This is a genomic window from Streptomyces sp. HUAS 31, from assembly GCF_028198125.1.
GTDB lineage: Bacteria > Actinomycetota > Actinomycetes > Streptomycetales > Streptomycetaceae > Streptomyces > Streptomyces chartreusis.
Window position 1 is genome coordinate 708,454 of the sequence record NZ_CP116353.1, and the last position, 11,873, is coordinate 720,326.

Here is an 11,873-nt window from a genome sequence, read left to right on the forward strand (position 1 = left end):
ATCGGGGTCCGGTTGTCGGCCGGCGGGCCGTGTGTGGCTGGCCGCGCAGTTCCCCCCGCGCCTGAGTCGACGGCCGTCAGGCCGACTCAGGGGCGCGGGGAACTGCGCGAAGGGGCCTCACGGACCCGCAGCCGCCGACGGACCCGAGGACCCGAGCTGTTGGGCGATCGTCAGAGCGTCCTGGCGCCGAGGGAATCCAGAACCTCGCGGCGCAGCGCCACGGTCGCGGGGTCATCGCGGGCGTCGCGGTCGCGGGGCCGCGGCACGGTACGGACCCCGGTGAGGCCGCCCGATCCGAGCAGCGCGACGCGGTCGCCGAGGAACAGCGCCTCGTCCACGTCGTGCGTGACGAAGACGACCGTGGCGCCGGTGCCGTGCAGGGCCTCCACCAGCAGCTGCTGCATCCCGGCCCGGGTCTGGGCGTCGAGCGCGCCGAAGGGCTCGTCCATGAGCACGGCGCGCGGCTGCCCGGCGAGCGCCCGGGCGAGCTGGACCCGTTGACGCTGCCCGCCGGAGAGCCGATGCGGCAACTGCCGTTCCAGGCCGGTGAGTCCGACCCGGTCGAGCCACTCCTGCGCCCTGGCGGTACGTTCGCCGCGGCCCAGTCCCCTGATGGCGAGGGGCAGTTCGACGTTGGCGCGGGCCGTGCGCCACGGCAGCAGGGCGTCCTCCTGGAAGATCAGCGCCCGGTCGGCGCCCGGCCCGGTGACGGGCCGCCCGTCCTGGACGACTTGTCCGGCCAGCGCGGGCAGCAGTCCGGCCAGGGTCCGCAGCAGGGTCGACTTGCCGCACCCGGACGGGCCGACGACGGTCAGGATCTCGCCCGGGGCCGCTTCGAGGTCCAGGTCGTGCAGTACGGCGGCGCCGGGCCGCCCGAGCCGCGCTCCGGTCAGGCCGAGCCGTGCCCCGGGGGCGGGCCGGTCGACCGGCGGCGCGGTGGTCGCGATGTCCGTTTCCGTGCTCATGACCCGGCCTTCCCCTCACGTCGCGGCAGCCAGTGCGTCAGCCTGCGTCCCAGGAGCTCAACCAGGGTGGACGTCAGCCAGCCCAGCAGGCCGATGCTGACGATGCCGGTGAAGACGCCCGCGTAGTCGATGACGGTGTAGTCCTGCCAGGTGCGGTAGCCGATGCCGTACTCGCCGGAGATCATCTCCGCGGAGATCACACAGATCCACGAGACGCCGATCCCGACCGACAGACCGCCGAAGATCCCAGGCAGCGCGCCGGGCAGCACCACGGAGGCGAGCACCCGCCACCGTCCGCCGCCCATGGTGAGCACCGCCTCCTCCCACACCGGGGCGAGCGCGCGCACCGCGTGCCGGGTGGCGACCAGCACCGGGAAGAACGCGGCGGTGAAGGTGATGAAGACGATCCCCTGCTCGTTGCTGGGGAAGAGCAGGATCGCCACGGGGACCAGCGCGATGGCCGGCACCGGCCGCAGCACCTCGAGGACCGGTCCGATCAGGTCCGCGGCCCAGCGGGAGCGTCCGACGGCGACGCCCGCCGCGACACCGAGCCCGGCCGCGAGCAGGAAGCCGGTGACGATCCGGCGCAGACTGTCCGTCACGTCCTGCCAGTACGCGCCGTCGCCGAGCCGCTCCCCGAATTTCCCGGCCACGTCGGTGACGGACGGGAACTGGTCGAAGCGCAGCCACAGTTGGACGTCGAGCGTGGTGAGCAGCTGCCACAGCCCGAGCGCCGCGAGCAGCGACAGGGCGCGTACGACGGGCCGGAGACGGTGTGTGCGCCGGGCGGGTGCCGGCTCCGGCGAGGCTTTCCTCGCCGGAGCGGTCAGCACGCTCATGACGCCTGCTCCAGTGCGGCGGAGTAGGAGACGGTACGGGCGCCGGGGTGGGCCTGGGCGTAGGCGCGGGCCGCGGACGCGGTGACGAAGGGGCTCAGCTCCTTGCCGTACCGCACCCAGACGGCCTTGTCGGCGTACCAGCGGGTGCCGGTCGTGGTGTCCGGGACGTAGGCGGCCCGCACCTGGTCCTCGTGGCCCGCGACGAACTTCAGCAGCGCGGAGGGCGAGTCGAAGGCCCGGGTGCGGTCCTCGCCCTTGAGCCAGACCTCGCTGTGTGAGGGGTCCGGCGTGGTGGCGAGGTGCTCGGCGTACCCGCCGCCGTACACCCGCTTGATCGCGCTGTCGTCGACGAACGAGTCCACGTCGACGTCGCCCACGAGCTTCGCCGACCGCAGCACGGGGACGTCCTTCTTCAGCGCGGCGACGAGCTCGGGCCTGACGGCCGGGTCGAACGTGGCGATGCCGCCGCTGCCGTTGTACAGGTAGACGACCTCGGGCGGCAGGCCGGTGGCCTCGGCGACCTTCTCCGCGGCCTGCACGGGGTGGTCGTTCAGGTATCGCGTGGCGTCGATCTGGGCCGCGAGGAAGGCGTCGAGCACCTTCGGCCGCTGCTCGGCGAAGTCCTGGCGGACCGTCACGCCGTGGAAGGTCGGCAGGTTCAGCTCGGCACCGTCGTACAGGGCCTTCGCCCTGCCCTGGAAGGCGAGCAGTCCGGGCCAGGCCACGAACTGCGAGAGCGCGTCGGCGCTGCCTGCCTGGAGCGCCGAAGCACCCACCGACGGCTGCTGGTTGAGCTTGCGGATGTCCTCGTTCGGGTCCAGCCCGGCTTCCTGGAGGGCCCGTACGAGGGTCCCGTCGGCCGCCGATCCGACGCTGGTGGAGACGGTCCTGCCCTTGAGGTCCTTGAGCGAGCCGAGCTTCGACTGCGGCGCCGTGACCACGGTGTTGAGGGCGCCGCGCAGGTTGTAGCCGGTGACCGAGACGAGCCGGGTGGGACGGTTCAGCTGCTTGCCGCGGGCTGCGTTGATGAGCAGCGGGAAGTCGCCCATGGACCCGATGTCGATCTTCCCGGCGGTCATCTGCGCGGTGATGGGCGCGCCCGTGGCGTAGTCCTGCCACTCGACCTTGTAGGTGATGCCGTCGCGCTTGCCCTGGGCTTTGAGTTCGCGTTCGAAGTAGCCGAGGGAGCGCAGCAGGGTGCCGGCGGTGACCGTGTTGATGGTCTTGGACTGGTAACCGACGGTGACGGTGACGTGGGTGGCGTCGCCGGCGGACGCGTCGCCGCCGCAGCCGGTGACGAGGGTGCCGAGGAGGGCGGCCGTGAGCAGGGCGGCGGTCGTCGTGCGCTTCTTGCGGGCCGGGGAGTTCATCGAGGTGCGCCTTTCACCGAAGCAGGTAGGGCATGTTGACCGTGACGGCCCCCGTGGGGCAGCGGGCGGCGCAGGGGCCGCAGTACCAGCACTCGTCGACGTGCATGTACGCCTTGCCGCTGTCGGGGTTGATCGCCAGGGAGTCCAACGGACACATGTCGACGCAGAGCGTGCAGCCGTCGATGCACTTCGACTCGTCGACGGTCACGGGCACGTCGGCCCGCTGGGGCACCAAGGGCATGGCTGTCTCCAGTGAGGTCCTGCTACGGGTGAGGGAAGGTCCGCGCTCGTCGCGCGGGTTGACGGGCCCGGTGGGGCCGCGGCCGGTTCACACGGTGCGGCGCAGCAGCCCGCTCATCGCGATCCGGTCGCCGCGGAACCGGATGAACTCCAGGTCCACGGGCCTGCCGTCGCACAGGTGGGTGAGGCGCTCCAGCATGAGTACGGCGGTGCCGCGCGGCGCCTGGAGCACGGTGGCGGAGTGCGCGTCGGCGTTGACGGCCTCCAGGGTGATCTCGGCGTGCCCGAGTGCCTGCCCGGTGATCTGCTCCAGCAGCCGGAAGACGTCGGTGTTCTCCAGGTCGGCGCCGAGCAGCTCGCCGCCGATGTCCAGGGGCAGATAGGTGAGGTCGAGGGAGAGCGGCAGCCCGTTCAGCCGGCGCAGCCGCTCGATGTAGAGCACGTCGGTGCCGGTGGGCAGCCGCAGTCGCTCGGCCACGGGTGCGGGCGCGGCGACGGGTCCCATGGTGCGTACCTCGTTGGTGACCCGGCCGTGTTCCCGCAGGGTTTCCGCGAGTCCCATGAGCCGGTCGAGGCCGTGCGGGTACTTCTCGGCGACGACGACGGTGCCGACGCCGGGCAGCCGTTCGACGAGCTGTTCGGCGCGCAGCAGGTCGAGTGCGTGCCGGACGGTGTTGCGCGAGACCTGGTAGTCGGCGGCGAGCACGTCCTCGTGGGGCAGTGCGCCGCTGGGAAATCCTCCGGTCAGGACCAGGTGCCGCAGCAGGTCCGCGAGCTGGCGCGCACGGTCCGCACGCAGCCGCCGGCGACGGGCGGCGGCGAGCGGCGCGGTGTGCTCGCGGGTTCGTTCGGCTGGCATGCGGTGACCATACCGACGGTGTCGGCGCAGTGGTGTTGCTGAATCATTGCGCCACCTGAGTACCCTTCACCCGGCCGCTGACCTGCACCTTCTTCGGCGGTGGAGACACATTCGCCACCGCCTTGCCGGTATCAGGTGCGGACGAGTTCGCGGCGCCGGCGTTCGAGGTACGCGCGCTCGGCAGGGTTCTCGGAGAGCTCGACGGCTCTCTCGTACTCGCGCACTGCTTCGGTGGCGCGGCCCAGGCGGCGCAGCAGGTCGGCGCGGACGGCGTGCAGGACGTGGTAGCCGTCGAGGTCCAGCGCGTCCACGAGGCCGAGGGCGCGGGCCGGGCCTTCGGTCTCGGCGACGGCGACCGCCCGGTTGAGAGCCACGACGGGGCTCGGCGCGACGGCCATGAGCTGGTCGTAGAGCTGCCGGATCTGTCCCCAGTCCGTGTCCCGTCCGCGCGGGGCGTCGCTGTGCACGGCCTGGATCGCGGCCTGGATCTGGTACGGCCCCGGACGGCCGAGGCGCAGACAGCGGCGGACGAGCGACTGTCCCTCGGCGATCAGGTCCCGGTCCCACAGTCCCCGGTCCTGTTCCGGCAAGGGCACGAGTTCGCGATGCTCGTCCTGCCGGGCGCCTCGGCGCGACTCGACGAGGAGCATCAGCGCGAGCAGTCCGGCGACCTCGGGCTCGTCCGGCATGAGCTCGGCGAGGAGACGGCCGAGCCGTACGGCCTCCGCGCACAGGGCCGCCTCACCCTCGTACCCCTGGTTGAAGATCAGGTAGATGACGGCCAGGACTCCGGTGAGCCGGTCGGGCAGGTCGGCGTCGCGCGGCACGCGGTAGGGGATGCCGGCGTTGCGGATCTTCGCCTTGGCCCGCACCAGGCGCTGGGCCATCGTCGGCTCGGGCACCAGGAAGGCCCGCGCGATCTGCGCGGTGGTGAGCCCGCCGAGCAGGCGCAGGGTCAGGGCGACCCGCGCCTGGACGGCGAGGGCGGGGTGGCAGCAGGTGAAGACGAGCCGGAGCCGTTCGTCGCGCACGGGACCCTCCTCGCGCGGTGCGTCGGGGGCGTGCAACAGGGCCGCCTGGGCGTGGCGTTCGCCCCGGCCGGCCTCGCGGCGCAGCCGGTCGACGGCACGGTTGCGGGCGGTGGTGATGATCCAGCCGGCCGGGCTCGGCGGCACTCCGGTCTCCGGCCAGCGCCGCAGGGCCGTGGTGAACGCGTCCTGCACCGCTTCCTCGGCGAGGTCGATGTCGCCGAGTGCGCGTACGAGGACGGCGACCGCGCGGCCGTACTCCGCGCGGAAGACCGCCTCGACGTCGGGGTGCGTCATCAGGCGCCGGCTTCGTGGTCCCCGGCCTCGCCCATGAACGGCCGCACCTCGATCGGCAGCGTCGTCGCCAGGGCCAGCCTGCGGCCCCACTCCAGAGCCGCGTCCAGGTCGGGCGCCTTGATGAGGCTGATGCCGCCGAGCATCTCCTTGCCCTCGGCGTAGGGGCCGTCGGTGATCAGGACGTCGCCGTCGCGGGGCCGCAGCACGGTGGAGGACTCCGGGCCGTGCAGTCCGCCGGCGAACACCCAGGCGCCCGCCTCACGCAGCTCGCGGTTGAGGGCGTCGAGGTTCTTCTCGATCCCGGCGAGCACCTCGGGCGCCGGGCGCTCCCCCACCGGCTGCATCACATTGAGCAGGTAGTACTTCATGACGGCCTCCTCGGGCGTCGTCGTGTTCTCTCACCTCCTACACGAACGACACACCTCCGAATCGACACCTCGCACGACCGCGCCGGAAGAATTTCGTCCATGACCACGAAAGACCATCCCCTCGTCGGCCGCGCCCACCGTCTCGCCCACGACCTGCTCGCCCCACTGGCCGAACGCGTCGACCAGGAGGGCGTGCCGACCAGTCACATCGACGCGATCAGGAACTCGGGACTGCTCGGGGTGAGCGCGCCAGAGTCGTACGGCGGGTGGGCGGCCCCCGCGGCGGTGGCCCGGCGCACCGGGGAGATCCTGGCCGGGGCCTGCTGCTCGACCTGGTTCGTGCAGACGCAGCACCACACGCCGGTCGCGACACTGACCGGGTGCGAGGGGCCGGTGCGGGAACGGCTGCTGGGTCCGCTGGCCCGCGGCGAGCTGCTGTCGGGGGTGGCGTACGCCCATCTGCGGTCCTATCCGCGCATGCCGGTGCGGGTCACCCGGGAGGGCGACGGGTGGCGGTTCGACGGGAGGGTGCCCTGGTACACCGGCTGGGGTCTGAACGACGTGATGCTGCTCGCGGGTGTCACGGAGGGCGGCGAGGTGGTGTTCGCGTTCACCGGGGCCAGGGAGCAGCCGGGGCTCCGGGCCTCGGAGCCGATGCGGCTCGCGGCGCTCACCGCGTCCCGCACGGTGTCGCTGGAGCTGGACGGGCTGTGGCTGCCACAGGACTCGGTGGCGCTGCGGAAGCCGTACGAGGAGTGGGCCCGCACGGACCGCGCGAAGACGGTCGAGGCGTCCCCGGCAGTGTTCGGGGTGACCGAGGCGGCGCTGGCCCTCCTCGACGAGGGGACCGCCGGGCCGCTGCGCACCCGGCTGGAGGAAGTGCGCCGTGGTGCCTACGACTTGGCCGACCGGTCGGCCGCGGGCGAGCATCTGGCGGAGCGCCTGGCGCTGCGCATCCGGGCGGCCGAGCTGATGCGTACGGCCACCACCGCTGCGGTGGTGGCCGGGGGCGGCCGGTCGCTGTCGCTGACCGGCACGGCGCAACGCCTGGCCCGGGAGGCCCTGTTCCTGCTGGTGCAGGGGCAGACCGCACGGTCGCGCGCGGCCCATCTGGAGGCACTCGTGGCGGACGCCTCCTGAGGCCGCCGAAGGACCGCGCGCCGGGCGGGCCCTGATCCCGCCCGGCGTGCGGAGGCCCGCTCAGTCCTCTTCGCGCGTGGGGACGACGACGAGGAAGGCGTCCGCCTTCAGGTCCATCACGACGGTCGCCGCTTCACCATGGGCGCGGCGTTCGGCCGCGTACTCCTCCGCCGGCCACGATCCGCGCGGAGCACCCGCGGGAAACCGCTCCAACACCTTCGCGCCCATACCGGCAGACACCTCCAGAATCGGACTTCGCCTCGTGGGCCGAGTAATTGCCTCGTACACTCCGCCTGCCCGCCTTCGGCGTGAGCATGTTCACCCCTTCGTGTTTTCTCCGACGGACGTCGGCCACCACACGCGCGGCCCGATGTCCCGCACCAGCGCGGGCACCAGCAGCGACCGCACGACGAGGGTGTCGAGCAGGACGCCGAAGGCGACGATGAAGGCGATCTGCACGAGGAACGCCAGCGGGATGACGCCGAGGGCGGCGAAGGTGGCGGCGAGCACCACACCGGCGGAGGTGATGACCCCGCCGGTGCTGACGAGGCCGCGGGAGATGCCCTGCGCGGGCCCGTGCCGCAGCGTCTCCTCCCGTACCCGGGACATGAGGAAGATGTTGTAGTCGACCCCGAGGGCGACGAGGAACACGAACCCGTACAGCGGCACCGACGCGTCGGTCCCCTCGAAGCCGAGGACATGACGGAACACCAGCGCCGAGACGCCCAGTGTGGTGAGGAAGTTGAGCGCCACGGTCACCACCAGCAGCACCGGCAGCAGGAGCGAGCGCAGCAGCGCGATCAGGATGACCAGGATGATCGCGAGGACCACGGGGACGATGACGGCGCGGTCGTCCCGGGCGGTGTGCAGGGTGTCGTACTGCTGGGCCGTGTAGCCGCCGACGAGGGCGTCGGCGTCCGGCACGTCGTGCACGGCGGCCCGCAGTCGGGCGACGGTGTCCTTGGCGGCGTCGCTGTCGGGGGCGGAGGTGAGGGTGACGTCGAGGCGCACCCGGCCGTCGACGACGAGGGGTTCGTCGCCGGGCCGGCCAGAGGCGCCGGCCGCGGCGGCGGAGGCGACGCCCTCGGTGTCCTCGGCCGCGCGGACGACGTCGGTGAGCCGGCCGGCGTCGGCGACGACCACGGCTGGGTTGCCGGAACCGGCCGGGAAGTGCCGGCTCAGGGTCTGCTGCGCGGCGACCGAGGGCGCGTCGTTGACGAAGGTCTCGTCGAGCGGGACTCCCTCGGAGGTGAGGAGGGGCGCGCAGGCGGCGCCGGCCAGCAGGACGGCGAGGGTGACCGCCCACACCTTGCGCGGCGCCCGGTCGACCAGGGCGGCGACCCGGTGCCAGATGCCTTCCCGGTCCACGTCCACGGGGCGCGGCCGTGCGGGCCAGTAGGCGGCGCGGCCGAGGAGGACGAGCGTGGCGGGCAGGAAGGTCAGCGAGGTCAGGACGGCGCAGGCGATGCCGATGGCGCCGACCGGGCCGAGGGCGCGGTTGTTGGTGAGGTCGCTGAGCAGCAGGGCGAGCAGTCCGAGCGCGACGGTGGCGGCGCTGGCGGTGATCGCCGCCCAGGACTGCCGCAGCGCGGCCGCCATGGCGGTGAACCGGTCGGCACGCCGGGCGAGTTCCTCGCGGTAGCGGGCCGTGAGCAGCAGGGCGTAGTCGGTGGCCGCGCCGATCACGAGGATCGAGAGGATGCCCTGCACCTGCCCGTCGACGCGGACGACGTCGTGGTCGGCCAGGACGTACACCACGGCGCAGGCCACGCCGAGGGCGAAGACCGAGCCGACGATGATCACCAGGGGCAGCAGCAGGCTGCGGTAGACGAGCAGCAGGATGACCAGGACGACGGCCAGCGCGACCGCGAGGAGCAGCCCGTCGATGCCGGCGAAGGCTTCGGACAAGTCGGCCTGGGTGGCGGCGGGACCCGCGAGCTGGACCGTGGCGCCCGGGACGCGCTCGGCGGCGGCCCGGACGCGGTCCAAGGTGCCGGCGAGTTCGTCGCCGAGGTCGGGGCGCAGCGGGACCACGGCCTCCAGCGCCTGTCCGTCCTCGGAGGGGATCGCCGGTGAGACCTCGCCGGCGACTCCGGGCGAGCCGGTGAGGGAGGCGAGGGCCTGGGTGGCGGCGGTCCGCCGTTCGGTGGTCCCGGTGCCTTCCTCGCCGGTCCAGACGACGATCACGGGCAGGGTCTCGTCCTGCCGGAACGCGCGCTGCTGCGCTATGACTTCGGTCGACTCGGCGCTGCGCGGCAGGAACGCGGCCTGGTCGTTTGTCGCGACCTCGCCGAGACGTCCGGCGTAGGGGCCGAGGACACCTCCGGCGACGAGCCAGCCGACCAGCAGGAGCAGGGGGACGAGCACACGGGCGCGTCGGATGGGGGAGGACATCGGTCTCCAGAGCTGTTCGTACGGCGGGAGGGCTGCCCGGGACGGCAGATACCTCAACAACAAACAATCTCAATCATTGAGATATTTGCTGTCCGTGATCGTAGACGACACCCGTTCTTCCGTGGCCGCCCGGGGGTCGGATGCACCCGCGGGCCGGCGAATTCAGCGGGCGCCCGGCCCGACCGTGCCGAGTTCCTCGTTCATCGCGGTGAGGAAGCGCAGCACCACGGCCAGCTCCGCCTCGCTGAACCGTGCGCGGGCGGCCTCCGTCGCCGCGGCGAGCGGACGGAAGTAGGACCGGGCCGCGGACCGCGCGTCGGGGGCGTAGTGCAGATGGACGACCCGGCGGTCGGCGCTCTCCCGGACCCTGCGGATGTGCCCCGCCCGCTCCAGGCGGTCCACGCACGCCGTGACCGCCCCCGAGGTGAGGCCGAGGTGCTGCCGCAGGCGGCCGGGGGTCATCGGTTCGTCCGCGTCCATGATCGCCGCGAGGGCCTGGATGTCCGTGGGGTGCAGACCGTGCTCGGCCGCGAAGCCATGGACCAGACGGTTGATCTCTCCGTTCATGCGCCGCAGCCGCACCGCGAAGGAGTACAGGTCGGTCGGCGTCCCGTCCGCGCCGGACTCCGGTCCCGCCGCACGCTGTTGCCCGTCGTTCGCTGTGCCCACGCGATCACCCTATAGACCCGCCGCCGTTCCCTCGCCCGACGGTGGCCGCATCCGAAACCGCCCCGGGCGGGGAAGTGATCACCAGGGGGTTCCGACACGTGAGGACCGATGCCAGATGGAGCAGGACGAGGAGCGTGAGGGACCGCGGTGCCTGGTGACCGGCGCCACGGGATACATCGGCGGGCGCCTCGTGCCCGAGCTGCTGGACGCCGGGTTCCGGGTGCGCTGCCTGGCCCGCTCCCCCGACCGGCTGCGTGATCACCCCTGGGCGAAGGAGGCCGAGGTGGTGCGCGGCGACGTCACCGACGCCGCGTCCGTCCGCCGGGCGCTGGAGGGCGTCGACGTGGCGTACTACCTGGTGCACGCCCTGGGCACCGGGAAGGACTTCGAGGAGACCGACCGCAGGGCCGCGCGGATCTTCGCCGAGCAGGCACGGGCCGCGGGCGTACGGCGGATCGTCTACCTCGGTGGTCTCACCCCCGCGGGCGTGCCCGAGCGGGAGCTCTCCCCGCATCTGCGCTCGCGGGCCGAGGTCGGCCGGATCCTGCTGGACTCCGGGGTGCCGACGACCGTCCTGCGGGCGGCCGTCATCCTCGGCTCGGGCTCGGCCTCCTTCGAGATGCTGCGCTATCTGACCGAACGCCTGCCGGTGATGGTCACTCCCGGCTGGGTGCACACCCGTATCCAGCCAGTGGCCGTCCGGGACGTGCTGCGCGCCCTCGTGGGCAGCGCCCGGATGCCCGAGGAAGTCGACCGGACCTTCGACATCGGCGGGCCGGACGTGCTGACGTACCGGGAGATGATGGTCCGCTACGCGGCGGTCGCCGGGCTGCCGCGCCGGGTCATCCTCACCGTGCCGATGCTCACCCCCGGCCTGTCCAGCCTCTGGGTCGGCCTGGTCACCCCGGTCCCCTCCTCGATCGCGCGCCCGCTCACCGAGTCGCTGCGGCACGAGGTGGTGTGCGCCGAGCACGACATCGCCGAACACGTCCCCGACCCGCCGGGGCATCCGATCGGCTTCGACGAGGCCGTACGGCTGGCCCTGCGGCGGGTTCGGGACGCGCGGGTGACGACCCGCTGGTCGTCGGCGTCCGTGCCCGGCGCCCCGAGCGACCCCCTGCCGACCGACCCCGACTGGGCGGGCGGAAGCCTGTACAGCGACGACCGGGAGCGCCGGGTCGACGCCTCGCCCGGGGCGCTGTGGCGGGTGATCGAGGGGATCGGCGGCGAGAACGGCTGGTACTCCTTCCCGCTCGCGTGGGCGGTGCGCGGCTGGCTCGACCGGCTGGTCGGTGGGGTGGGACTGCGCCGGGGACGCCGCGACGCGTCCCGGCTGCGGGTCGGCGACTCGCTGGACTTCTGGCGGGTCGAGGCGATCGAGCCCGGCCGGCTGCTGCGGCTGCGCGCCGAGATGCGGCTGCCGGGGCTGGCCTGGCTGGAGATGCGGGTCCTCACCGACGGGGACGGCCGCACCCGGTACCGGCAGCGCGCCCTGTTCCATCCGCACGGGCTGCTCGGCCAGGCGTACTGGTGGAGCGTCTCCCCCTTCCACGCGATCGTGTTCGGCGGCATGGCCCGCAACATCGCCCGGGCCGCGGCGAGCGCATCCGTCCCCGCGCCTGACGGCGCCCGCGTTCCCTGACCTTCCCGCCCCCGCCGACCGCGTAGACCGGGCAGCGGATCACCTCCCCGACTCCACGGAGC

12 protein-coding genes are annotated in these 11,873 nt (G+C 73.0%); 2 read left to right on the forward strand and 10 right to left on the reverse strand.

Annotated elements, in window-relative coordinates; translation table 11 throughout:
* Positions 1 to 170: 170 nt before the first annotated feature.
* From PGH47_RS02905 to PGH47_RS02935, 7 genes are all read right to left on the reverse strand, one after another.
* Entirely contained in the window at positions 171 to 965 is a 795-nt protein-coding gene (locus tag PGH47_RS02905; protein ID WP_271662063.1) for an ABC transporter ATP-binding protein, read from the reverse strand.
* Positions 962 to 1,804: an ABC transporter permease gene (locus PGH47_RS02910; protein ID WP_271662064.1), complete on the reverse strand. Its 843-nt coding sequence runs from the start codon at positions 1,802 to 1,804 to the stop codon at positions 962 to 964. Before PGH47_RS02910 ends, PGH47_RS02905 begins: the two co-directional genes overlap by 4 nt.
* A complete protein-coding gene (locus PGH47_RS02915) occupies positions 1,801 to 3,174 on the reverse strand; it encodes an ABC transporter substrate-binding protein (RefSeq protein ID WP_271662065.1) in 1,374 nt (457 codons plus the stop codon). Before PGH47_RS02915 ends, PGH47_RS02910 begins: the two co-directional genes overlap by 4 nt.
* Before the next feature lie 13 nt (positions 3,175 to 3,187).
* The gene (locus tag PGH47_RS02920) at positions 3,188 to 3,415 is read right to left on the reverse strand and encodes a 4Fe-4S dicluster domain-containing protein (RefSeq protein WP_031480193.1); all 228 of its coding nucleotides are present in this window, start codon (positions 3,413 to 3,415) and stop codon (positions 3,188 to 3,190) included.
* 87 nt (positions 3,416 to 3,502) lie between these two features.
* Complete coding sequence (locus PGH47_RS02925; RefSeq protein WP_271662066.1) at positions 3,503 to 4,273, reverse strand: GntR family transcriptional regulator; 771 nt, start codon at positions 4,271 to 4,273, stop codon at positions 3,503 to 3,505.
* Between the two features lie 131 nt (positions 4,274 to 4,404).
* A complete protein-coding gene (locus PGH47_RS02930) occupies positions 4,405 to 5,598 on the reverse strand; it encodes an RNA polymerase sigma factor (RefSeq protein ID WP_271662067.1) in 1,194 nt (397 codons plus the stop codon).
* Complete coding sequence (locus PGH47_RS02935; protein ID WP_107909841.1) at positions 5,598 to 5,966, reverse strand: YciI family protein; 369 nt, start codon at positions 5,964 to 5,966, stop codon at positions 5,598 to 5,600. The genes PGH47_RS02930 and PGH47_RS02935 overlap by 1 nt, the downstream gene beginning before the upstream one ends.
* A 99-nt stretch (positions 5,967 to 6,065) precedes the next feature.
* On the opposite strand from PGH47_RS02935, the gene PGH47_RS02940 reads away from it, so the two are divergent.
* Complete coding sequence (locus tag PGH47_RS02940; RefSeq protein ID WP_271662068.1) at positions 6,066 to 7,106, forward strand: acyl-CoA dehydrogenase family protein; 1,041 nt, start codon at positions 6,066 to 6,068, stop codon at positions 7,104 to 7,106.
* Positions 7,107 to 7,166: 60 nt separating this feature from the next.
* On the opposite strand, the gene PGH47_RS02945 is transcribed toward PGH47_RS02940, so the two are convergent.
* The 3 genes from PGH47_RS02945 to PGH47_RS02955 all read right to left on the reverse strand — a co-directional run bounded on the left by PGH47_RS02945 (position 7,167) and on the right by PGH47_RS02955 (position 10,169).
* Positions 7,167 to 7,334, reverse strand: coding sequence for a hypothetical protein (locus PGH47_RS02945; RefSeq protein ID WP_271662069.1), 168 nt, complete (start codon positions 7,332 to 7,334; stop codon positions 7,167 to 7,169).
* A gap of 90 nt (positions 7,335 to 7,424) precedes the next feature.
* A complete protein-coding gene (locus PGH47_RS02950; protein WP_271662070.1) occupies positions 7,425 to 9,500 on the reverse strand; it encodes an MMPL family transporter in 2,076 nt (691 codons plus the stop codon).
* A 162-nt stretch (positions 9,501 to 9,662) separates the two neighbouring features.
* Entirely contained in the window at positions 9,663 to 10,169 is a 507-nt protein-coding gene (locus PGH47_RS02955) for a MarR family winged helix-turn-helix transcriptional regulator (RefSeq protein ID WP_271662071.1), read from the reverse strand.
* 115 nt (positions 10,170 to 10,284) lie between these two features.
* On the opposite strand from PGH47_RS02955, the gene PGH47_RS02960 reads away from it, so the two are divergent.
* Positions 10,285 to 11,811, forward strand: coding sequence for an SDR family oxidoreductase (locus tag PGH47_RS02960; RefSeq protein WP_271662072.1), 1,527 nt, complete (start codon positions 10,285 to 10,287; stop codon positions 11,809 to 11,811).
* Positions 11,812 to 11,873 lie beyond the last annotated feature (62 nt).